Genomic DNA, 22,263 nt, shown 5'->3' with positions numbered 1-22,263 from the left:
AGAGGACCGAAGGCCTTACCCCACAGCAGAGGGCAGGCCCGCCATCTCCCGCGCCACTGCCTCTGCCATGCGAATACCATCCATGGCGGCAGACAGAATACCCCCGGCATACCCGGCCCCTTCCCCCGCCGGGTACAGGCCGGGGGTGTTGAGCGACTGCCCATCCTCCCCCCGAGGGACCCGAATGGGGGAGGAGGTGCGGGTTTCCACCCCGGTCATGACGGCATCATCCATGGTAAAGCCACGCAGCTTGCGCTCAAAGCGTGGCAGGGCCTCACGCAGAGCTTCCACCACAAAATCCGGCAGGCAGGTGGACAGGTCCGCCGGGGTCACACCTGGTTTGTAGGACGGCACAACATCACCCAGCGCGGTAGATGGGCGACCCGCCAGAAAATCCCCCACCCGCTGGGCCGGAGCGCGGTATTCCCCACCACCGGCCAAAAATGCCTGCCGCTCCCAATGGCGCTGGTAGGCTATGCCGGCAAGCGGGTCATCGGGGTAGTCCTCACCGGGGCGCAGTTCAACAACAATGCCCGAATTAGCGTTACGCTCGGCGCGGGAATACTGGCTCATGCCATTGGTAACCACCTGCCCTTCCTCCGAGGTCGCGGCCACGACCGTACCGCCGGGGCACATGCAGAAGGAATAGACCCCGCGCCCGTTGGCTGCGTGGTGCACCAGCCGGTATTCGGCCGCACCCAGATGCTCGTTGCCCGCACTGGGGCCAAACTGGGCCAGATCAATAACAGACTGTGGGTGCTCGATGCGCACCCCCATGGAAAACGGTTTGGCCTGCATGCTTACGCCCTGCTTTTGCAGCATGGCAAAGGTGTCGCGCGCACTGTGGCCCACAGCCAGCACCACATGGTCCGCCTCGATCACCGCACCATCGGCAAGCCGCACCCCTTCCACCCTGCGGGTTGCGGGGTTGAGCAACAACTCATCCACACGTGCGCCAAAGCGGTATTCGCCACCCGCCTGCTCCACCTCCTTGCGGATATGCTCCACCATGGAAACGAGCCGGAACGTGCCAATATGCGGGTGCGCCAGATACAGAATATCCTCCGGCGCTCCAGCCTTTACAAACTCCTCCAGCACCTTGCGGCCCAAAAAGCGCGGGTCGCGCACCTGACTGTACAACTTGCCGTCCGAAAAAGTGCCAGCCCCGCCCTCTCCAAACTGCACATTGCTTTCCGGGGTCAGGACCGAGCGCCGCCACAGGGCAAAGGTATCCACCGTACGTTCACGCACAACCTTGCCACGTTCCAGCAGAAGCGGACGCAGGCCCATGCGTGCAAGCATAAGGGCTGCCATAAACCCGCACGGCCCCGCCCCTATAACAACCGGACGTTTGTAGCCCTCAGCCGCGGCCAGCGCTGCCCCATTGGTAATAGGCGCATGCCATGCCATATCCGGTGCGGGCTGTACGTGGGTATTGCCGGGGTGCGCGCTGCGGTAGCCGGCCAGAACGCCCTCCTCATCCTGCACGGTGCAGTCCAGCGTGTACACAAGCCATATGGCAGAGCGGCGGCGGGCATCATGCCCACGTTTGAATACCGTAAAATCTTCCAGCGCCTGAGCCGCAATACCTAACCGCTCACAGATCGCCTGCCGAAGCGCTTCGGGCGGGTGGTCAAGTGGTAGCCGCAGTTCTGTCAGACGGAGCATGGGGCGTGTTCATCCAGTGTGATTACAAAAAAACAGAGCAAAAGGGGCAAAGTAGCCCTCTGGCTCCTTCCCTATTCTGGAACGCACCGCCGGTGCAATGTCTGCCGCCTGCCGTGCATGCGAATATTCCACTTCTATTCCGCCATCACCCACCTTACATAAGGGGCAGACCCCCGGAATGGGGCACCGTGCCCATATGGTTTTTGTTTACGAAAGCAGGCCTGCTCCATGTCCACCCCCAACACGCATACCCACGACCACGCCGAGCACTCCGGCTGCGCCAACGCCCCCCCAAAGACCGCCTGCGCGCATGAGCATGAGCATGAGCATGAGCATGAGCATGACGGTGCCTCCTGCGGGCACAAGCACGGATTTGGCCACCACCATGTGCATACCCCAGCCTCCTTTGGCACGGCCTTTGCTATTGGGATTGCGGTCAACACGCTCTACTTATGTGCCGAAGCGATCTGGGGTGTTTACGCCCATTCGCTCTCGCTCATAGCCGATGCGGGGCACAACCTGTCCGACGTGCTGGCGCTGGCCGCCGCGTGGCTGGCCGAACACCTCTCACGCAAAAGCCCGACCGCGCGCTTTACCTACGGGTTGCGCCGCTCCTCCATTCTGGCAGCTCTTGCCAATGCCATCATCCTCATGCTGGTCACGGGGGGTGTTGCGTGGGAGGCTATCAACCGCCTGATGGAACCAACACCTGTTGCGGGTAAAACCATGATGGTGGTTGCAGGGATTGGTATTGTGGTCAACGGGGCCTCCGCCATGCTGTTTGCTGCGGGGCAGAAGGGTGACCTGAACATTCGTGGTGCATTCCTGCACCTCATGGCCGATGCCCTGACATCCCTTGCCGTCGTGGTGGCTGGCGGGCTGGTGCTGCTGACCCATGTTGCCTGGATAGACCCTGCAATCAGCCTTGCCATTTCCGTTGTTGTAGTGCTGAGCACATGGTCCTTGCTGCGGGATTCACTGGATATGGCGCTTGATGCCGTCCCGCGTGAGGTGGACCCCGGTGCCGTGGAAAGCTTTTTGCGCGGCACACCCGGTGTTGCCGATCTGCATGACCTGCACATCTGGCCCATCAGCACGACCGAAACAGCACTAACCGTCCATCTGGTCCGCAGTGCAGACCCCGCAGACGGGCAGAGTGACTCAAGACTGCTGGACACACTGGTCAGTACCCTGCGCAAACGCTTTGGCATTGCCCACCCCACCGTACAGATGGAAACGGCGGATTACGGCCCTACCTGCCACCTGTCCGACCCACACACCGTCTGACAAACCCGTATAAACACCCCACAGACCACAAGAGCCCATGCCCGAACTCCCGCTCCCCCAAAGCAACAGGGGCATTGCCGTTGTCAGCCTGTTCGTCAGCCTTGTTGCACTCGGGCTCAAATATGCAGCCTTTGCCGTAAGCGGCAGCGTTGCCCTGCATGCAGACGCCATAGAGACCATCATAAACGTAGTGGCTGCGGCTGGCGGGTTATGGGCGCTGAGCGTGGCCGAACGCCCTGCCGACCACAACCATACCTACGGCCATTACAAGGCAGAGTATCTGTCCGCCGTGGCAGAGGGTACGCTGGTGGTCATTACTGCCTTTTTGATTGCCCGCGAGGCGGTGGAAGGCTGGCTGCACCCCCACCCCGCACTGGCCCCGTGGAATGGCCTGCTCCTGAATGCCGCAGCAACCTGCGTAAACCTTGGCTGGGGGCTGGTCATGCTCCGTGCAGGGCAGGCCCGCCACTCCCCCGCACTGGTAGCCGGTGGGCAGCATGTGCTGTCCGATGTGTGGACAGGTGTTGCCCTTGTGGCAGGTGTGGCGCTGATTCCTCTACTTGGCTGGCCACAGCTTGATGCGGTTCTGGCAGGGCTGGTTGCCATAAACGTGCTGCGCGTAGGCTGGGAAGTCATGCGGGACTCCATTGCCGGTCTGATGGACGAGGCCCCCGATACACAGACCCGGAGCGAAATCCGCCAGATCATCAGCGCCAACGGATACGGGGCCATTCAGGCGCATGACATCCGCACCCGCATTGTGGGAGCCATGACATTCCTTGAGTTCCATCTGGTTGTGCCCGGCAGCATGAGCGTAAAGGCCGCGCATGACATATGCGACCGTATTGAACACGCCGTGCGCGCGCACATGGGCAGCACACTTGTGCACATTCACGTGGAGCCAGAAACCTGCGTCAAACAGGACGCCACAGTTGTCGCCATCCCTGCCGCACCTGCCGCACCTGCCGCACCTGCCGCACCTGCCGCACCTGCCGCACCTGCCGCACCTGCCGCACCTGCGGTTCAGGCCAGTTCTGGCTCCTGAACAAGCAAATAAGTAGAAATTATTCTATAAAAATCCGGTAATAGCTTTCTTCTGCGGCCCGAAATGTTAAACTGCGGCGCATCCTGCTGACTTTTTGATCAAGAGATGCCCCATGCCCGCGAGCGTGATCCCCAATGCGGAGTCCCTGCGCCATTTGCGTGAACACGCCAAGGCGGGAACGGTAAGCTGGCGCCGCAAGCTGATGTACTGGTCTGGCGCGGCCATGGTGGGCTGGTGGCTGTGGCCTTTGCCAGACTGGCAGACACCGCAGCCCATGCCCGTACGGCCCTTTTGCACATCAACCCATGGCTTATGCTGCTGGTCACACCTCTGGGGCTTGCCCTGTCCACCTGGCTGACCCGCACATGGTTCCGCGGGGCACAGGGGAGCGGCATTCCACAGGCGATCGCCTGCATGCACCTGCATGACATGGCCATTGTGGACAAAGTTCTGGCGCTGCGCATTGCGCTGGCAAAAATATGCCTGACCTGCCTTGGCCTGCTCTCTGGCGCATCCATCGGGCGTGAAGGCCCGACCGTACAGGTTGGCGCCTCCATCATGCACACGGTCGGCCGGCTTGCGGGCCTGACCGACGTGACCAAACAGCGCGCCCTGATAAAGGCCGGGGGTGCCGCAGGGGTTGCCGCCGCCTTTAACACCCCCCTTGCGGGTATTGTGTTTGGTATTGAGGAACTGGCCCATTCGTTTGAGCAGCGCACCAGCGGGACCATGCTGACCTGCGTTGTCATTTCCGGTGTGACCGCCATCGCCCTTGTGGGCAATTACACCTACTTTGGTCACACCTATTCTGCTGTACCGGTCGGGGCAAGCTGGCTGGCTGTTGTGGTCTGCGGAGTGCTGGGCGGGGTCAGCGGCGGCACGTTCTCCGCTCTGCTGGTGCGCATCTCACGCGGGATTCCGGGGGCGTTCGGGCGGTTTGTCAGCCTGCGGCCCATCCTGTTCGCGGCCCTATGCGGGCTGACACTGGCCATTCTGGGCCTGCTCTCGGGTGGGATGACATATGGCACGGGCTACACACAGGCGCGCGACATTATCATGGGGTCGGACCAGTACCCCGTCTCGTTCTTTCTGTTCAAGCTGCTGGCTACCCTTGTCTCCTACTGTTCGGGCATTCCGGGCGGGCTGTTTGCGCCATCACTCTCCGTTGGGGCAGGCATGGGGGGGTGGATCGCGCATTTTCTGCCCCACACCACGCCGGGGGCCGTGGTACTGCTGGGCACCGTGCCTATTTTGCCGCAGTCACCCAGTCCCCCCTGACCGCCACCGTTATTGTGATGGAAATGTGCGATAACCAGCAGATTACCCTAGCACTGCTGGCCAGTGCGTTCCTTGCCTTTGGTGTCTCCCGCGCATTATGCAGCCATGCGCTATATGGCGCGCTGGCGGTGCGGTTCCTGCGTTCGGCTGCCCCCAAACAGAAGCCCCAAAAGCTGACGACCGCCACCGACACACATAAAAACTGAGCTTTTTGCAGCATTTATCCCCCATGCAAGTGGGGGCATGGTGCGACGTCTCTCTGGTTTCTCACAATCTGGCGTCCTATATGAGAAGCACGATTGTTGAATTGGAGACCGACCTTATGTCTGACGCATCCCTCGCGCCGGAAAATGCCGCCACAGGCGCGCCCGACACCCGTGTGCCCGTTACGGTGCTGACCGGCTTTTTGGGCGCGGGCAAAACCACCCTGCTCAACCACATCCTCACAGCCGAACACGGACGCAAATACGCTGTCGTCATTAACGAATTTGGCGAACTGGGCGTGGACAACGATCTGGTTGTGGATGCGGATGAAGAAGTGTTCGAAATGAACAACGGCTGCATCTGCTGCACTGTGCGTGGCGACCTGATCCGTATTCTGAACGGGTTGATGAAGCGCCGTGGCAAGTTTGATGGGATTATTGTGGAAACCACAGGCCTTGCCGCCCCAGCCCCCGTGGCCCAGACTTTTTTTGCCGACGAGGAAGTGCGGGCAAAAGCCAAGCTGGACGCGGTGATCACGGTTGTGGACGCCTTCAACTTTCTCACCACTCTGGCGGAAAGCCCCGAAGCGCGTGAGCAGGTGGCCTTTGCCGATGTCATTATCCTCAACAAGACCGATCTGGTAGATGCAGACCAGACGCCCGGATTGAGGAGGGTATTCGCAAGATCAACGCCGCAGCCCCCATCCACCACGCCAAAAAAGGCAATGTGCGCCTGACCGACGTGCTGGACCGTGGCGGGTTTGATCTGGCCCGCGTGCTTGAGAGCACACCGGATTTTCTTGAACACCCTGAACATCACCACGAGGCGGATATTGCCAGCGTATCACTCAGTGTCAAACAGCCACTGGATGCGGGTCGTTTTCAGGCATGGATCAGCGCTCTGTTGCAGGAAAAAGGAGCAGACATGCTCCGCACAAAGGGCATTCTGGACTTTGCAGGCCAGCCCGAACGCTTTGCTTTTCAGGCCGTGCACATGATGGCCGATGGCAACGGCATTGGCCCGTGGAAAGAGGGCGAACCGCACGAGAGCAGACTGGTCTTTATTGGCCGTAACCTGAACAGGCCGCAGCTCCGCCGTGGGCTTGAAAGCTGCATTGCAGCATGAGCGCGACACAGCAGCCCCTCCTGCGCGGACTGATTGAAAAGCGCGGGGCACACAAACAGGTCGAGGGAGAAATTACCGCCTGCGTTGCATCGCGCGATTCCAGCCGCTTTGCCTTTACAACGGGCGAAGGCGATGTGGTGATTGCCCACCGGCATGACCTGAGCGTACCGGACGCATGGGCTACCTATGCCGTACATGACGGGCCGGTGCTGGCCCTGTCCCCCGATACGCTGGCCGACAGCTTTTTGACCGGCGGGGATGACGGGCGCCTGTGCCGCCTTGACCCGGCGGGGGAAATTGAGGAACTGGCAAAAACCCGGCGCTGGGTGGAGCATATTACCACCTTTGTAAGCGACAAGAATGCCCTGATCGCCGCCAGCGCGGGCAAAAACGTGGAACTGCGTGATGCCACGGGACGCAACGTCATACGCACGTTTGAGCACCCCACCACCGTTGGCGGCATTGCGTTTGACCCCAAGGGCAAACGGCTTGCCGCATCGCACTACAATGGCGTGTCCATGTGGTTCACCCAGTCCAAGGATGGCAGCCCGCGCCTGCTGGAATGGAAGGGCAGCCACCTTGGCGTTGCCATGCACCCGAAGGGAGAAGCGATTGTGACCGCCATGCAGGAGAACGACCTGCACGGCTGGCGACTGGCAGACGGGCACAACATCCGCATGAGCGGCTACCCGACCAAAGTGCACTCCATGGCTTTTTCCTCTACTGGCAAATGGCTGGCAACCAGCGGTGCGGATGTGGTGGTCATGTGGCCGTTCTTTGATGGTGGTCCCATGGGCAAACCGCCCACGGAGCTGCCCGGTGCAGGGGGGGCGCTGTGCACCCGCGTTGCCTTCCACCCCTCGCAGGAAGTTGTGGCCGCAGGCTTTGCCAATGGCACTGTTGTGATGATGGAGCCCGCGACCCAGCGCGTTCTTCCTGTATCATTGGGGCAGGCTGGCGCGGTCACGGCTCTGGCTTACAGCCCGGATGGCTGCACGCTGGGTTTTGGCACCGAAGACGGCGTGATCGGGCTGCTGGATCTGGCGAGCGCCACCTAAGCGCCCGCAAAGCCCCTACACCCCGTCATGGCCACTTTGCACCGTGGCGGGGCCTTTTACGCAGACAGTAAAACAGTGCTCCCCCTTGGGCCAAAAGGCGGGAGACAAAGGACAGGAATGATATGACGAACAGGTTCCGGCTCGTGATTATTGGTGGAGGTGTTGCCGGTCTGGCCCTGGCAACCCGTCTGGGCAACACACTCGGCCGCTCGGGCAAGCTGGAAATCACGCTTGTGGACAAAGGGTTCAGCCATGTGTGGAAACCCATGCTCCACTGCTTTGCCGCAGGAACCGCCCGGAACGAAAACGACCGGATTACGTTTGTCTCCCACGCCGCTGCCCATGGTTTTCGCTTCTGTTATGGTGAGATAGCACAACTGGACCGGGCAAACCGGCGCATTACTCTTGCCCCTCTCATGGAAGAGAACGACCAGCTCCTGCTGGAAGAACGTCATCTGGATTATGACGCAGTCGTCTTTGCCATTGGCAGCCGCGCCAACGACTTTGGCACCCCCGGCGTTGTGGAACACTGCATGTTCCTCGACAACGTGGTGGAAGCCAATAATTTTAACGAACGCTTCCGCCACGCTATTATTCAGGCCTATGGGCGCGGCACACCCGTGGATATTGCCATTGTGGGCGGGGGCGCAACTGGTGTGCAGTTGGCAGCAGAACTGCACAAGGCGCTCGATATTGGCTCGCTGTACAACTTCACCCCTGTTACCCCGGAAATGCGCGTCACCCTGCTTGAAGCAGGACCGCGCATTCTACCCGCCTTCCCTCAAGCCGTCTCTGACGCGGCGCAGAAACAGCTTGAAGCTCTGAAGATTGATGTCCGCACCAACACCATGGTCAGCGGTGCAGACCAGACGGGCTTTATTCTCAAAGATGGCAGCCGCGTGAACGCGCAGTTCCGTGTCTGGGCAGCAGGTGTTAAAGCGCCCGATGTCACGCGGGACATGGACGGACTGGAATACCAGCGCGGCGGGCAGCTTACCGTGCAGGCCAACCTGCAAAGCACGGTGGATGAACATATTTTTGCGCTGGGGGACTGCTCCTTTGTCAAGGATGCTCCCGTTGCACCCACAGCGCAGGTTGCACGCCAGCAGGCCCACCATCTGGCCCGCTACCTGCCGGGCTACATCTTTAATAACAAACCCGTGCCTGACTTCCGCTTCCGTAACCGAGGGGCCATTGTTGCCCTTGGTGATTATAACGGCTGGGGGGCATTTGCAGATGGCAAAACCTTTGGGGGTGGTTTTTTAAACGGGCTGAGCGCCCGCCTTGGCCACATGGCCCTTTACCGCCAGCACCAGTTTGAACTGTATGGCCCCTTCCGTGGCGCCATTGCCTGCTTTACCGACTGGCTGGACGGGTTTGTGCGCCCCCCCGTGCGCATGGACTGATCCACTCCCTACCCACCTTGTGCAAAACGGCCGGGTTCTTGATGACAACCGGGCAAGACTCCTGCTCAGGCGTGGTCACACGCCTGCAAAAATGCCCTGACCATGGCATTGACCTCACCCGCGCGCTCAATGTGAGGCAGATGGCCTGTGCGGGGCAAAACATGGCAGGGTAGCTGCTCAGGTAGCCCCTGTGCCTGTGTGACCGGCAGAACCCGGTCATCCGCCCCCCAGATCATCTGGATCGGGCATGGCAGGTTTTGCAATAGCGGACGCAGGTCATTGGCCTGCTCCGCGTTGGGAAAACAGGTCCCCGCAATGGCCCGCAAGGCCTCCCGCGCACCGGGGACCGCACGGGACTGCACCAGAAACTCCGCCACCTTGCGCCCGATCAGCCGTGGGTCATAGACCGCCATGCCCATGGCCGCTGCCATGTCCGCCACGGTGTGTGCTTCCACAAAGCCGGTAATGAACGCCTTATTTACATACCGCCCCAGCCCTGCTGGCGCCAGCAGGGACAGGCTGGCAACCCGTGCCGGATTTAAGCCACATAGGGACAGGGCAATACCACCGCCCAGAGAATGCCCCAGCACATGAGCCTGTTGCACCCCCATGCACGCCAGCACATGCTCTGTTACCTGCGTCAGACGCGCCAGTGTGGGAGCCTCCTCCAACGCAGAGGACTGGCCATGGCCGGGCAGATCAAAGGCTATAACCCTCCGGTTGGTGGCCTGTGCCTGCTGGGTCAGTTGCCAGTTACTCACACTGCCACCAAAACCGTGCACCAGCAGCAGGGGTAAGCCCGCCCCGCCCCCTATCTGGCGGACATGCACAGCCTGCCCTGCCGAGCGCAGCATAAAGGTCTGGGGCTGTAGGTTGTGTTCCGTCATAGGCACATCATGCCCTGTTTGCACCACAGGAGCCAGATTGGGGCTTACAAACCACGCCTGCGCTTAAAAATGGCAGGCAATACGGCCACCAATAAAGCGCGGCTCCCCGGGGATGTAAAAATAGGTTGTGGTGGCCATGCCCCCGCTCTCGGCATAACGCCGGTCCAGAATATTGCGGGCATAAGCCGTAATATCCCACAGCTGAGAGGGAGAATGCAGGGTAACATGCGCACCAAGCAGAAAATACGGTGGAAGGCGGTAAAAACCCGTGCCCCCCACAGTAATGGCCTGACTGCCCCTGTACTGCCAGTCCGGCCCCATATCCAGCCTGTAACCTGCTGGCAGGGGCTGGCGCCACGTGGCGCTGCCGTTCAGTGTCAGTTTGGGGGAGCCGTTATCAACTCCGTTAAAGTTGCGCTCTATGGCTTTCCATTGATTGGTGGCTTTATGGTACGCATTGGTTGCGGCCCGGTCCACATTGGGAAAATCCTGAAAATTCCCGCGTTGCCAGCCAATGTTCTGTAACACAAACAGATGCCCGAACGGATGGGCCTCGAGTGTCCCCTCAAACCCCCAGCTCTCGGATTTGGGGGCATTGGTAATTTCGCTCAGCGGCCCATAATTGGGAATAAGCACGGTCCCCACAACCTGCTGGTTATGAAAATCGTTGTAAAATGCTGCGGCATTGAGCCGCAACCGCCCCGGAACCGGGTCTGATTTTAGGCCGAGTTCGTAGGTCAGAACCGTTTCGGGTTTGAAGGGGTCAAGCTGTGCCTGCACCTGCGTATTATTGGCCGTGAACCCTCCGGGCTTAAAGCCCTTGCTCATTTTATAATACAGCAAAGCCTGAGGTAAGAACTGCCACGAAACCCCAACCTGGCCTGCAAACTGGTTGGCTGCCGTGCTCTCGGGCATAAAATTCTGGGTTTTTCCGCCAAATATCTGCGACGTCAGCCCGGTAATGCCGCGATCATCCAGTTCATGCAAAAGGCCAGCCCACAGTGTCACATTGTGCGGCAGCTTGTAACTGACATTCCCGAATTCGGAGACACTCTCCTGATTCATGCCAAAGCTGGTCGCCATCATGTAACCACGGGCCGTGTAATCCGTGTAGTCAAAGAAAAAACGCTGGTTCATGCGGCTGCGCTGGTAATAGGCCCCGACAACCCAGTTCAACCGCCCATGCAGGGCCGCACCGTTCAAGCGCGCTTCCTGCGTAAACACATTGGCATCTATGGTGCGGTAGGTATCAGCCTGAGAGAGCGCTGTTCCGTCCTGATCGGTATATTCGCCCTGTCGTTCAGTCTCAAACGCGCTGATGGCCGTAAAGGTGGCGGGGCCAAAATCGTGGATGATCCTGAGGTCCGCCCCCCAGTACTGGTTATGCTCGCTGGGTTTAAGCCCCGCACCACGTCCGACAAGGTTTGCAAACTCGGGGCGTGCGGACCACGTAGCCTGCCGCCCCATGCCATAATCGGGCAAGGGCTGGGTGCCAATCAGCCTGTCCACCGGCACGGCGGTAACAACCTGACTGTTATCTTGCACAAAATGACCGCCAAGCTGGATGGTGGTGCGGTCATTAGGTTGCCAGCGCAGCTTGCCGCGCAGCGCCCACAGGTCCGCATCCCCCAGATGTGCGCCATTGCTCGGGTTATACTGCCAGCCACCGCCCTGCCGTGTCTGCCCGGCCAGCCGGAAGCTCCACCCCTTGGCCAAAGGCCCGGACACATACGCCTCGCTCCGGCTGCGGGCGTAGGAGCAATGTCCTCCATCCCGCCATAATGCCATGTGGTGGTCGGGTCGTTTGAGCGCAAACGCACCTCCCCCCCTGTGGTGGACTGGCCATGTTTGGTACCAACCGGCCCCGGCTCCACCTCGGCTTCCGCCAGATCAAACATCAGACCATTGCTCATGGCCGGGTAGGCGTAGGCCACATCGTCCATATAGGTCAGCACGGGTGGCATGTTGTTCTGCGTAAAGTCGTTAAACCCGGCACCTCGCAGATAAAAATTGGTTGAAGCCGTGCCGTTGATGCTCTGCATGGTCAAATTGGGCGCAACATGCTCCAGCCCCCGCAGGGTTGTTACGTCCCGCTCACGCAGCAGGTCTGCACTCAGCCGTGTTGTGGCATCGGGATCATGCTGAGCCTGAGGGAAAGCAAAATCTGCCCTACGCGCCCCTACGTCCACCTCGGTTACACCCCGGGCCACAGTTGGTGCGGGTTTTGCCGGGGGGGGCGCACCCACTGCCACGGGGTGGGTGGGGCGGCCTGCCGGGGTGGTCTGGGCGTGTGTGGTGCTCTGTGCCTGTGCGACGTCCGTCATCAGGCCTAGCGGAGTCAGGCTGAGGCAACAGAGCATAAGTTGCCAGCGTTTAAGCCCCTCTTTGGAGGGATACGTGACCAGAGGAAGGCCATGTCCTTGCTGCCGGAAAATAATCTGTTCCTCCACCACCCGTGTGCCACCACCACGGCGCCAGCCATGCTCCCCCCACAGCTGGCTCTCTCATGACGGAAACCGCCCCCTGTATGCAAGGCTGTTCAGCCAAATCCGTCCTATTTTTAACAGTTAGCGTGGGTCTTCATGCCCACGCACGCGCCAGTGCCACACGATTGGACGTGCCATATTTTTTACGAAAACCCTCCCCAGCAAGAGGGTAGGCAGGCATGACCAAGCTGGCTAAGGTAATGGCTCACCTTGTGTTTTGCTCAAAAACACGGCCAGCAATCCGTAGTGTTGCCAACACATATAATAAAGAACCGGAGCTACCCTGTGCCACACATGTCCCTGCGCGCCATTTTCCGCCATACGCTCATGCTTTCCGCCATTGTGGGGGCGGGCAGTCTGGCCAGCCAGTCATCCTTGGCTGCACCGCAAGCCACCGTGCAAAGCGAGTTTGGCACATGGGGCGTGGACCTTGCCGGGCGCGACCTTGCCATTGTTCCGGGGAACAATTTTTTCCGCTACGCGAATGGCACCTATCTCGAGCACCTGCAAATCCCGGCAGACATGACCAGCTACGGCCCCTTCAACGCACTGGCCGAGCTCTCCCGCACACGGGTGCAGAGTATTCTGGATGACCTATCCGCTCACCCGGTCAGTGTGGCACGCACAACGGAAGAAAAGCTGGGCACCTTCTATGCATCCTACATGGACGCAGCACAGGTGGAACGCCTTGGCACACAGCCACTCCAGCAGGATATGGATGCCATCAAGGCCATAAAGGATATGGCGGGTTTTGCGGCACTCAGTGGTACGGCTGTCAGCTCGTTCCAGTTCGGCCCCTTCTCCCTTGGTATCAACCCCGATGCCAAAGACCCCACGCGCTATGCGCTCACGCTTGACCAGTCCGGGCTGGGGCTGCCTGACCGCGACTACTACCTCAAGCCCGCATTTGCCGCCAAAAAAGCTGCATATCAGACGTATGTTGAAAAAGCGCTGACACTCGCAGGTTGGCCAGAACCAGCCAAGGTCGCCGCCGCGATTGTTATTTTTGAAAGCAAGCTGGCCGAAGCGCACTGGCCCCGTGCGGAGCTGCGCGACCCGCAAAAAACTTACAACCCCATGACTCTGGCGGAACTGAGCACCAAAGCGCCGGGCTTTGACTGGGCCGCATGGCTGGGGGCATCAGGCCTGCCCGCGCAGGATCTGGACAAACGCCATCTGGTTGTAGGTGAACCCTCCGCCATTACGGGGGAAGCCCGCCTGCTGGCCGCAACCGACATGGACACGCTGCGCGCATGGCTTGCCTTCCATCTGGTGGAAAATGCCACGACCTACCTACCAGACAGCTTTGAACAGGCCCGCTTTGTGTTCACCAAAGCCCTGACCGGCCAGCCAACGCTGACCGCCCGGTGGAAGCGCGGCGTGCAGGCCACCAGCGCAGCCATGGGCATGGCTCTGGGCAAAGTGTACGTGCAGCGCTACTTCCCACCCGAGAACCGGGTGGCCATGCAAAAGCTCACTACCGACCTTAAAAACGCCTTCCGGGTCCGGTTGCAAAACAATAGCTGGATGAGCCCGGCGACCAAGGAAGCAGCCCTACGCAAACTGGAAAACTTTGAAATTCAGGTCGGCTACCCCAACAGATGGCGGGATTATGCGGGGCTGGTCGTCAAAAAAGGCGAAGTTTACGAAAACGCCCGTAACGGTGTGGCGTTTGAATGGCACTACTGGCTGGAACGGCTAGACAAGCCGGTGGACCGCAACGAATGGGACATGACCCCACAGACGGTTAACGCCTACAACAACCCCCTGTTTGATCAGGTTGTATTCCCCGCGGCCATTCTTCAGCCGCCGTTTTTCAACATCCATGCTGACCCTGCCGTGAATTACGGTGCCATTGGTGGCGTAATCGGCCATGAAATGACCCACTCCTTTGATGATGAAGGCCGCCAGTTTGATGAGCACGGTCGCCTACGCGACTGGTGGACAAAGGAAGATGCAGAACGGTTCCAGAAGCTGGCAGACCGTCTGGGTGCTCAATATGACGCGTTTGAGGTGCTGCCGGGTGTGCATGTCAACGGCAAGCTGACCATGGGCGAAAACATTGCCGATCTGGGTGGGCTGACCCTGGCACTGGATGCCTACCATGCCTCGCTCGCAGGCAAGCCCGCCCCTGTTGTGGACGGTTTGAGTGGTGAACAGCGCGTCTTTTTAGGCTGGGCTCAGGTCTGGCGCGAAAAACTGCGCGAGGAGACCATTCGCAGACTGGTGGTCACGGACCCCCACTCCCCACCAGAAGCGCGTGTAAACCTGCCGATGCACAATATTGATGCATGGTATGATGCGTGGAATGTCCAGCCGGGTAACACGTTGTACCTGCCGCCCCAGCAGCGTGTTAAAATCTGGTAGCCCTACCGGCCCGGCAGCGTGCACAGCCTTGCGCCCCGGGCCATACCAGCGATAGTCTTTTTACACCCCGCCACCGCGTGGGCCCCTGATGTAAAGTTCTCTCTGGCACCGGGGCTTGAGCAATGGCAAAATAACGGGCAAGTGGGCTATACCCACGCACACCAGATTCATGCGGGGCAAGGGAGAACTCGGGCAGTTCATGGTCGATAAGCGCAGTTCTTCCACAGGCCAGCATGCCCACCTGCCCAACAGGCAGGAACCCCGCCTGCAACCCGCACGCTCCCCCGCAACGCAGCCACCCATCACGGAAGAAGGCACGGGGCAGAGGTCCCGTCTATTCCCCTTCACCCCCGTGCCCAAAGCGCCGGGGGGGCCAGTCCGGGGGACATCCACCCCCATTATCCGCAGGGATGTGTACGCAGACCCCACTCTGGGCCCAGTTCTGACCGCATCTGCCCTTGCGCATTTTCTGTTGCTCGGAGCACTGCTGTATCAGGCCACCCACCATGGGCAGACGGGCTCCCCCCAGTCCAGCCAGTCCTCTTCGGTAGAAATGGTTTTCTCCCAGCCAACGCCGTCCACAGGTATGGTCGGCCCCCATTCGCCCGATGCAGGCGGAGGCAATGCGGCCCCTCAGGCAGCGCCGCCCCCTCCGGCGGAGCAACAGCCCGACACGCAGAAAACACCGCCAGAACCCAGCGAAGCCGCACCAGACGTGCCTCCCCTTGCCCAGTCGGATGATGGTTTGCCCAAGCCACAGCCCGCCCCCCAAAAAGCACGGCCAACGCCACACAAACCGCGGCAGCCCAGCCGGGCAACGCCACGCCCGCATGCCACGCAGCCATTACCCAAAACGCTGCAATCGCTGCTCCAGCACCCGATGGACTACTCGTTTAACGAGGCCCCGGCCCCACGCCGCACCACACGCGGGCGGCCCGGCGGCTCCTCTGCTCCGCTTGATCTTTCCATTGGTCCGATGGTGGAAAACGGGCAGTTGAATGCTCATTACGCCTCCCGCACCAGCGTGCATGGCGTCAGCAGCGACTATGGTGCGGAAATTGACGCATGGATCCAGCGCCACCCTGTACTACCCCCCCGAGGCTGCAGCCCGTGGTGAGGAGGGCAGCACATCGGTCCATGTTATTCTGGACCGCTCGGGCCACGTGTTCAAAGTATTCGAGACCGGGTCCTCGACCGAGGCGCTGGATGCCGCCACCATTGGCATGTTCCAAGGCGCGCAGCTTCCACCCGTGCCACCGGATATGAAGGACAAATACATCAACTTTGACGTGACGGTGAACTATATCCTGATCCGCAACTAACCCTGCGCCCACCAGCATCGTGCCTTTTATTCGTGCCTGATGTGTAAGGGCGGCATATGGATCACACAAAACTGAGGAGGCATCCTCAGGGCAATTCTGCTTATCTTGTCAAACAGCCCAAGCCGCATCAGGCGGCCCGAAATGACTAAGGACATACTTGCGATGCCACGTTCATCCAGCTCTGATCTGCCGCCGGGTGTGCCCACGATCCGTGTTGTGGCCATGCCAACAGACACCAACCCCGCAGGCGATGTTTTTGGCGGGTGGATTGTCTCGCAGATGGACCTTGCAGCAGGCACCACTGCGGCCTTCCGGGCCAATGGCCGCTGCGTGACTGTTGCCATCAACAGCCTTGTTTTTCTCGAACCCGTTGTGGTGGGGGACGAGGTGAGCATCTATACCAAAATCATCCGTGCAGGCCGTACCTCCCTGACCATTCATGTGGAAACATGGCGCAGGGCCCGGCACACCCACATTACCTCCAAGGTGACGGAAGGAGAGTTTATTTTTGTCGCGCTGGATGAACAGCGCCGCCCACGCCCCCTTCCCCCCCTTGAAGACACGCTGCCCTCCGCCAACTGCGAAAACGCCTGACAGGAACCATCACCCAGTCCCAGCCTTTTGTAATAAGGCTGGTGGCGCATGGACACAGCCACACTTTATTTAGCGTGCACCATTTTGCCAGCGCGCCATATGGTTTAAAAAACCCGCCAGCGTCTTCCATATGCCGCCCCTTTCCGGGGCTGAGCGTTATGTGGAAGATATGGTGAATGTGGCGTAACAGGAGGTCGGGCATATGAAGCACTGGCAGATCGATCAACTGCCATGGGACAGATTTGATCCCTCCAAGGTAGACCCCGAGCTGTTACCCGCCATCAAGGCGGCCGCTGTTGTGGAGCGCAACAGTGTGGACTACGCCCACTACCTTAAAAACGTCTTCCAAAGCGATCCAGACTTCTGCGCCGCAGCCGACCACTGGGCGGAGGAGGAAATCCAGCACGGGGATGCACTGGGCCGCTGGGCAACGCTGGCCGACCCGACATGGGATTATCAGGCCGCATTCCAGCGTTACCGCGATTTTTACAAAATTCCGCTTGATGTGGACCAGTCCGTACGAGGCTCACGGACAGGGGAACTGATCGCGCGCTGTATGGTGGAAACAGGCACCTCCTCCTTTTACTCTGCTCTGGCCGACGCCACGGATGAACCTGTGCTTAAAGCACTGTGCAAACAGATTGCTGCGGACGAGTTCCGCCACTTCAAACTGTTTTATGACCATATGCACCGCTACTTACACCGGGAGAACATCGGGCTATGGCAGCGCATCCGCATCGCTTTGGGGCGCGTGACGGAAACGGAGGATGACGAACTGGCCTCCGCCTACTACACAACCAACGAACCAGCCGACCAGCCCTACGACCACACCCGCTGCATTGCCGCGTATATGACTCGGGCCATGCGCTGTTACCAGCCCCAGCACCTGCGTCGGGTTACGACCATGGTGTTCAAGATTATTGGTCTGCCCCCCCATAGCTGGCTGCAAACCGTGGCGTTCCGCGTTTCGGAAAAACTGTTTTTCAAGCGTCAGCAGCGGTTTGCACGCATTGCGGGCATAAGCTGATCGGGGCTTGCAGCAGACAGGCAGGCGGGTCATCCTCTGCACGTTCCAACCGATGGAGAACAAAAGAGCATGTTCACGCACATCATGGTGGGCAGTAACGATATTGCCCGCTCCAAAAAATTCTACGATGCCATTTTTGCCGCTATGGACATCCCTCCATCAGAAATCGCAGCCAACGGCCGCATTTCCTATGGCAAGCACGAGCTCCGGTTTATTGTAACCCCTCCGCTGGATGGCAAGGCCGCCACCCCAGCCAATGGTGGCACCATTGGCTTTGCGGCAGAAAGCCCCGCTATGGCCGATGCATGGCACAAAGCCGGTGTAGAAAACGGTGGCGAGGCGATTGAGAACCCGCCCGGCGTGCGCCAGAGCCCCATTGGCCCACTCTACCTTGCCTATCTGCGTGACCCGGATGGCAACAAACTGTGTATTGCCTGCAAAATGCCGGTTTAATTCCGCTTATTCGCGCCAGCCCCCAAAACACCTTACCGTTTTGAGGGTTGGCGTATCCTGACTGTTCAGGCGGACATAGTCCGGTCCACCGCCAAGCCAGCGGAGGCCTGACAGGTCGGCATTATCTCAACATGATTGATGTTGACATGCGCGGGCTGCCCAAGCACCCATGCCACGGTCTCTGCTATATCTTCGGGTAGCAAGGGGGCTGTGCCCTCATAAACCGCACTGGCCTTGCTGGCGTCTCCCAGCCGAACCTGACTGAACTCGCTCCCCCCGCACAGACCCGGCGCAATGGTGGTCGCCCGGACCTGCCTGCCCAGCAGGTCACTGCGCAAATTCCGCATAAACTGGTCCACAAAGGCTTTGGTCGCCCCATACACATTGGCTCCGGGGTACGGGTAAGTGCCAGCGGTGCTCCCAAGGGAGACAACATGCCCATGGTTGCGCTCCACCATACCCGGCAACAAGGCCCGCGTGATCTCCACCAACCCGGTCACGTTGGTAGATATCATGGTCTCCCAATCCTGCGGGCTGGTCTGCCACGCTTTTTCCAGTCCCAGAGCCAGACCGGCATTATTGACGAGCACATCCACCTCCCGCCAGTCCTGCGGCAGGCTTTGTGGCAAAGCCCTTACGGCGGCCAGATCGGTCATATCCAGCCTGAACGGCAGAATACGGCCAGCCTCAACCTGCCCTGCCAGTGCATCGAGCCGTTCCTGCCTACGGCCTGTCGCCACCACACGATAACCCTCACGCACAAGGCGGAGCGCTATGGCATGTCCAAACCCGGCCGTAGCCCCTGTAACCAGTGCAACCCTGTTTTTTTGCGACATCAATCCCTCTCCATTCCGCCAGCATGACCAACAACAGCCTAGGCCAGCAGGCCAGCTACGCCAACCCATGCCCACAGACATGGTGGCCATAACATGCGCTCCCCGCCTGTTATGGGCGCATCAGGGTGAAGGAGGTGTGGCCGAGGCTGCCGCACGCATAAGCGTCTGGCGTTCATAGGGTTGCAAAAGATCCGCCAGAGTAGTCTTGTCCAACACCCCCATAAATGCATCCAGCGCGCTGCCCAGAACCCCCCGCAGGTGGCACCCACCAGCCAGCAGACATGGAACCGGCCCATCCCCACTGCAACTCATGCAGCCGACAAGGGCCATGTCCTCCTCCGTATGGCGCACAACGTCACCCACGCAAATCTCTTCAGGTGGGCGGCCCAGAGTCAGCCCGCCCCCGCGCCCTCTTTGCGTATGCACAAAACCACCGCGCCCCAGATGATGGATAATCTTGACCAGATGATTTTCGGAAATGCCATAAGTCTGGGCAACCTCACGTATGGCAACGCGGCGGTCTGTATGCACAGCCAGATAAAGCAGAGTGCGTAGCGCGTAGTCAGTGTACAAAGTCAGACGCATAACGGAAAAGTCGGCTCCGGCAAGCTAGAGTGACAGGGCATGACAAAAACCAGAACAGGCGGAGCCTACCCCAAACGCCAGCGAACCTGCATGGTTTTTATAAAATACGAACCGGCCACCCCCTGCACAAGGTTAATTGGGCGGAATAAGGAACAAATGCAGAAAGACGATGAAATATGTGCATCTGCCTGCCTTCCACAAAACTATCCACAAGGTTTTCCCGCAATCCGTCCCCCTGAACTGTGGATAAACATGTAGCAACCTGCCCCTGAATCGTACAAAAAAGGTCTGTTTCCTGCGGCTTGTAGCTTTTTTAAGCTTTTATGACACCAAACCCTCTTGACCTCTTACCCTTTCAACGAGTCGGTGTGTTGCAATTCATCCACAGCCTGCCGCACGGGCTGCCAGAGCACAAAGTACCCACTCATGGCCAAGCACCCGATTGCGCACAGAGCCGAACGGCTGGCACAGTAGGGCGCGATTATTTTAGGCCCAAGGAGCAAACAAAGCCCCATGCAGTTCATTCTTACGTTTTCCTGCCCCGATCAGGCAGGCATTGTTGCTGGCGTGACCACGGTGCTGGCACAGCAGGGGGCCGACATTACAGAGACCCACCAGTTCAGTGACCGCAGCACTGGGCAATTGTTCATGCGACTGGCGTTTGCCACCCCTGCCACCACCTGCATGGCGGACATACAGACATGCCTTGCCCCGGTGGCACAGCAGTTTGGCATGAACATGCGCCTGCATGATGCCGCCAGTCTCCCCCGCATCATTATTATGGTCTCCCGCTTTGACCATGCCCTACTCAACCTGCTGTATCAGGTACGGGTCGGCTGGTTACGGGCCGAGATTGTGGCCATTGTCTCCAACCATCAGGACAGTGAGGCCACGGCACATCAAGCCGGAGTGCCGTATTACTACTGGCCCGTAAACCCGCAGAACAAGACCGAACAGGAAGACAGGCTCCGTGCTCTTGTCGCCTCAACACAGGCTGATCTGATTGTCCTGGCCCGCTACATGCAGGTTCTCTCGGACACACTCAGTGCGCAGTTCAGTGGGCGGATCATTAACATCCACCACTCCTTCCTGCCGTCCTTCAAAGGGGCGCGGCCTTACCATCAGGCCTATGCCCGTGGCGTCAAGCTGATCGGGGCAACGGCACATACGTGACTGCTGATCTGGATGAAGGCCCGATTATTGAGCAGGAAACCGCTCGGGTCAGCCACAACCTTTCGCCCGATGACTATATTGCCACGGGCCGGGGCGTGGAATCACAGGTCCTTGCCCGTGCAGTCAAACTTCATACAGAACACAGAGTCATGCTGAACGGACACCGCACCATTATTTTTTCCTGATCCGCAGTGCGGAAAGCTGCCCTTTAGTTTTCCGCACCATCAGACTTATCCCCCAGCACGATCGTCTGATCGGAAATGGAGACATCCGTTACCGCAGGGCGTTGCAGAACCTCCGTTGTATCGCGCGCAATACCGGCAGTCCTGTCTTTAAGGTCGGCCAGTTCCTCACGCACATCGGACAGAATTTCCAGCAAAGCGGCATGGTCTTCCGATGCACGCTGGTCCGCCCCCTGACTCAGGACCGCGCTGCCCACCATCAGTGCAGGCAGCGCCACCAACTGAATGCAATTGCTGATATAAAGCAGCGTATTCTGCCATTGCGGCACGATAACAGGCACCAGAGAGAAAATAAAAAACGCGTAAACACACCAGATGCTGCCAAACAGCATGGTCATTTTTACCGCCACAGTCATGTTAAACCGGGTAATAAGGGACTTGGCTATGGCTTCAGGCTTTCTCATGGTGTCTCTGTCTTGTTGTTACACCGCGCAAACGCGCAGTAGGCGTGGCCACCTGCGCTGTAACATACTTCAGCCTTACTGTCCGCCAAGCCGGTAAGCGGCAAGGTTGCCCTGCATCAGGGAGATACGTCTCCCCTGCCAAGGTGTTTTGTGTAGTGCGTCAGGCCCGACGCCAGCCTGCTGCCCTATCCCTCAGGCAGCCCTTTACGCAAAAACCGCAGCCGGAAAAAAGCAGCATGTCCGCGTGCGGCATCAGCCTTGCGCAAAAACACACCAACCACGTAAGTGCCATCCCGCTCGGGCCTGCCAACATAAGCGGCATTCTGGACCTGACTGTTATACACTTCCGCACCACCAGGATCACGCACCCAGAAGCTGACTCGCGCACTTTTTGCATTGCCCCCAACAAGCAAAAACTGCCCCACCTTTGCTGGTACCTTGTATTGCACGACCTCTTCGCCCTCGACCGTGCCCGCAACCGTTGCCTCATCCCCCTGTGCCCGAAAATGCACCGTATGCTGGTAGGCATGGGCCTGACCTGCATGCCCACCCAGCACCACAGCCGCCATAACCACCCCTCCCATCCAGCGCATGCCATTATGCTCCCTGACTATGAAAACCCTGTTTTATTTCTGCCATACGCCAGACTAGGCAACAGGTTCCCTGTTTCCACCATACACCGCATATATTTGGGCCTGCATGTTGTTTTCATGACTTCTGAGGCTGTTGCACCTACGGGGAAAACACACGCTGACTCATAAAAAACGGGCCTGCCTTGCGGCGCGCCCGTTTTTTGCAGCGATCGGCAAAGTGCCC

16 protein-coding genes and 4 pseudogenes are annotated in these 22,263 nt (G+C 59.4%); 13 read left to right on the top strand and 7 right to left on the bottom strand.

The genetic code is table 11. The features are described 5' to 3' along the window. Nucleotides 1-15: 15 nt before the first annotated feature. On the bottom strand, nucleotides 16-1,668 hold the full coding sequence (locus JCM25146_RS04650) for an NAD(P)/FAD-dependent oxidoreductase (protein ID WP_025826231.1): 1,653 nt from the start codon (nucleotides 1,666-1,668) through the stop codon (nucleotides 16-18). 228 nt (nucleotides 1,669-1,896) lie between these two features. Between JCM25146_RS04650 and JCM25146_RS04645 the strand changes: the two genes are divergently transcribed. The 6 genes and pseudogenes from JCM25146_RS04645 to JCM25146_RS04620 all read left to right on the top strand — a co-directional run bounded on the left by JCM25146_RS04645 (nucleotide 1,897) and on the right by JCM25146_RS04620 (nucleotide 9,071). Beyond that, nucleotides 1,897-2,955: a cation diffusion facilitator family transporter gene (locus tag JCM25146_RS04645; RefSeq protein WP_025826229.1), complete on the top strand. Its 1,059-nt coding sequence runs from the start codon at nucleotides 1,897-1,899 to the stop codon at nucleotides 2,953-2,955. 37 nt (nucleotides 2,956-2,992) lie between these two features. After that, a complete protein-coding gene (locus JCM25146_RS04640) occupies nucleotides 2,993-4,000 on the top strand; it encodes a cation diffusion facilitator family transporter (protein WP_025826227.1) in 1,008 nt (335 codons plus the stop codon). A gap of 112 nt (nucleotides 4,001-4,112) precedes the next feature. Further along, nucleotides 4,113-5,484 (top strand): annotated as a pseudogene (locus tag JCM25146_RS17250) (chloride channel protein). Between the two features lie 116 nt (nucleotides 5,485-5,600). Then, a pseudogene (locus tag JCM25146_RS17245) lies at nucleotides 5,601-6,607 on the top strand (CobW family GTP-binding protein). Continuing rightward, nucleotides 6,604-7,665, top strand: a complete 1,062-nt coding sequence (locus tag JCM25146_RS04625) for a WD40 repeat domain-containing protein (protein ID WP_025826225.1) — start codon at nucleotides 6,604-6,606, stop codon at nucleotides 7,663-7,665. Before JCM25146_RS17245 ends, JCM25146_RS04625 begins: the two are co-directional and overlap by 4 nt. 122 nt (nucleotides 7,666-7,787) lie before the next feature. Next, nucleotides 7,788-9,071, top strand: coding sequence for an NAD(P)/FAD-dependent oxidoreductase (locus tag JCM25146_RS04620; RefSeq protein WP_025826223.1), 1,284 nt, complete (start codon nucleotides 7,788-7,790; stop codon nucleotides 9,069-9,071). 65 nt (nucleotides 9,072-9,136) lie between these two features. Here the strand turns inward: JCM25146_RS04620 and JCM25146_RS04615 are convergent, their stop codons facing one another. Both JCM25146_RS04615 and JCM25146_RS17240 read right to left on the bottom strand, forming a co-directional pair. Then, the gene (locus JCM25146_RS04615) at nucleotides 9,137-9,958 is read right to left on the bottom strand and encodes an alpha/beta fold hydrolase (RefSeq protein WP_148298969.1); all 822 of its coding nucleotides are present in this window, start codon (nucleotides 9,956-9,958) and stop codon (nucleotides 9,137-9,139) included. A gap of 63 nt (nucleotides 9,959-10,021) precedes the next feature. After that, nucleotides 10,022-12,282 (bottom strand): annotated as a pseudogene (locus JCM25146_RS17240) (TonB-dependent receptor). A gap of 456 nt (nucleotides 12,283-12,738) precedes the next feature. Between JCM25146_RS17240 and JCM25146_RS04605 the strand changes: the two are divergent. From JCM25146_RS04605 to JCM25146_RS04585, 6 genes are all read left to right on the top strand, one after another. Beyond that, nucleotides 12,739-14,811 (top strand): M13 family metallopeptidase, encoded by a 2,073-nt coding sequence (locus JCM25146_RS04605; protein WP_025826219.1) that lies wholly within the window; start codon nucleotides 12,739-12,741, stop codon nucleotides 14,809-14,811. A gap of 169 nt (nucleotides 14,812-14,980) precedes the next feature. Next, nucleotides 14,981-15,928 (top strand): energy transducer TonB, encoded by a 948-nt coding sequence (locus tag JCM25146_RS17235; RefSeq protein WP_242400929.1) that lies wholly within the window; start codon nucleotides 14,981-14,983, stop codon nucleotides 15,926-15,928. After that, on the top strand, nucleotides 15,870-16,133 hold the full coding sequence (locus JCM25146_RS23485; protein WP_242400928.1) for an energy transducer TonB: 264 nt from the start codon (nucleotides 15,870-15,872) through the stop codon (nucleotides 16,131-16,133). Before JCM25146_RS17235 ends, JCM25146_RS23485 begins: the two co-directional genes overlap by 59 nt. Nucleotides 16,134-16,295: 162 nt before the next feature. Beyond that, nucleotides 16,296-16,727, top strand: a complete 432-nt coding sequence (locus JCM25146_RS04595) for an acyl-CoA thioesterase (RefSeq protein ID WP_025826217.1) — start codon at nucleotides 16,296-16,298, stop codon at nucleotides 16,725-16,727. 202 nt (nucleotides 16,728-16,929) lie between these two features. Then, complete coding sequence (locus JCM25146_RS04590) at nucleotides 16,930-17,754, top strand: ferritin-like domain-containing protein (RefSeq protein WP_025826215.1); 825 nt, start codon at nucleotides 16,930-16,932, stop codon at nucleotides 17,752-17,754. Between the two features lie 69 nt (nucleotides 17,755-17,823). After that, nucleotides 17,824-18,207, top strand: coding sequence for a VOC family protein (locus JCM25146_RS04585; RefSeq protein WP_025826214.1), 384 nt, complete (start codon nucleotides 17,824-17,826; stop codon nucleotides 18,205-18,207). A gap of 65 nt (nucleotides 18,208-18,272) precedes the next feature. Here JCM25146_RS04585 and JCM25146_RS04580 read toward each other — a convergent pair whose 3' ends face one another. Further along, on the bottom strand, nucleotides 18,273-19,043 hold the full coding sequence (locus tag JCM25146_RS04580; RefSeq protein WP_025826212.1) for an SDR family NAD(P)-dependent oxidoreductase: 771 nt from the start codon (nucleotides 19,041-19,043) through the stop codon (nucleotides 18,273-18,275). A 120-nt stretch (nucleotides 19,044-19,163) separates the two neighbouring features. After that, a complete protein-coding gene (locus tag JCM25146_RS04575; RefSeq protein ID WP_025826210.1) occupies nucleotides 19,164-19,628 on the bottom strand; it encodes an RrF2 family transcriptional regulator in 465 nt (154 codons plus the stop codon). 513 nt (nucleotides 19,629-20,141) lie between these two features. Between JCM25146_RS04575 and purU the strand changes: the two are divergent. Beyond that, nucleotides 20,142-20,986, top strand: a pseudogene (gene purU, locus JCM25146_RS17230) (formyltetrahydrofolate deformylase). Between the two features lie 23 nt (nucleotides 20,987-21,009). Here the strand turns inward: purU and JCM25146_RS04560 are convergent. Together JCM25146_RS04560 and JCM25146_RS04555 are read right to left on the bottom strand one after the other, a co-directional pair. After that, nucleotides 21,010-21,447 (bottom strand): hypothetical protein, encoded by a 438-nt coding sequence (locus tag JCM25146_RS04560; RefSeq protein ID WP_025826208.1) that lies wholly within the window; start codon nucleotides 21,445-21,447, stop codon nucleotides 21,010-21,012. Between the two features lie 185 nt (nucleotides 21,448-21,632). Next, entirely contained in the window at nucleotides 21,633-22,040 is a 408-nt protein-coding gene (locus tag JCM25146_RS04555; protein ID WP_025826206.1) for a hypothetical protein, read from the bottom strand. Between the last annotated feature and the right edge of the window lie 223 nt (nucleotides 22,041-22,263).

Source organism: Acetobacter okinawensis JCM 25146 (genome assembly GCF_000613865.1).
Classification (GTDB): Bacteria; Pseudomonadota; Alphaproteobacteria; order Acetobacterales; family Acetobacteraceae; genus Acetobacter; species Acetobacter okinawensis.
This window is presented reverse-complemented; position numbering and strand designations above follow the sequence as displayed.

Bases quoted from the DNA above. Each gene is read 5' to 3' on its own strand.
- JCM25146_RS04595 (WP_025826217.1), top strand. From the start codon at position 16,296: ATGCCACGTTCATCCAGCTCTGATCTGCCGCCGGGTGTGCCCACGATC.
- JCM25146_RS04645 (WP_025826229.1), top strand. From the start codon at position 1,897: ATGTCCACCCCCAACACGCATACCCACGACCACGCCGAGCACTCCGGC.
- JCM25146_RS04555 (WP_025826206.1), bottom strand. From the start codon at position 22,040: ATGCGCTGGATGGGAGGGGTGGTTATGGCGGCTGTGGTGCTGGGTGGG.
- JCM25146_RS17235 (WP_242400929.1), top strand. From the start codon at position 14,981: ATGCGGGGCAAGGGAGAACTCGGGCAGTTCATGGTCGATAAGCGCAGT.
- JCM25146_RS04605 (WP_025826219.1), top strand. From the start codon at position 12,739: ATGTCCCTGCGCGCCATTTTCCGCCATACGCTCATGCTTTCCGCCATT.
- JCM25146_RS04590 (WP_025826215.1), top strand. From the start codon at position 16,930: ATGAAGCACTGGCAGATCGATCAACTGCCATGGGACAGATTTGATCCC.
- JCM25146_RS04575 (WP_025826210.1), bottom strand. From the start codon at position 19,628: ATGCGTCTGACTTTGTACACTGACTACGCGCTACGCACTCTGCTTTAT.
- JCM25146_RS04585 (WP_025826214.1), top strand. From the start codon at position 17,824: ATGTTCACGCACATCATGGTGGGCAGTAACGATATTGCCCGCTCCAAA.
- JCM25146_RS04625 (WP_025826225.1), top strand. From the start codon at position 6,604: ATGAGCGCGACACAGCAGCCCCTCCTGCGCGGACTGATTGAAAAGCGC.
- JCM25146_RS04650 (WP_025826231.1), bottom strand. From the start codon at position 1,668: ATGCTCCGTCTGACAGAACTGCGGCTACCACTTGACCACCCGCCCGAA.
- JCM25146_RS04620 (WP_025826223.1), top strand. From the start codon at position 7,788: ATGACGAACAGGTTCCGGCTCGTGATTATTGGTGGAGGTGTTGCCGGT.
- JCM25146_RS04615 (WP_148298969.1), bottom strand. From the start codon at position 9,958: ATGACGGAACACAACCTACAGCCCCAGACCTTTATGCTGCGCTCGGCA.
- JCM25146_RS04580 (WP_025826212.1), bottom strand. From the start codon at position 19,043: ATGTCGCAAAAAAACAGGGTTGCACTGGTTACAGGGGCTACGGCCGGG.
- JCM25146_RS04560 (WP_025826208.1), bottom strand. From the start codon at position 21,447: ATGAGAAAGCCTGAAGCCATAGCCAAGTCCCTTATTACCCGGTTTAAC.
- JCM25146_RS04640 (WP_025826227.1), top strand. From the start codon at position 2,993: ATGCCCGAACTCCCGCTCCCCCAAAGCAACAGGGGCATTGCCGTTGTC.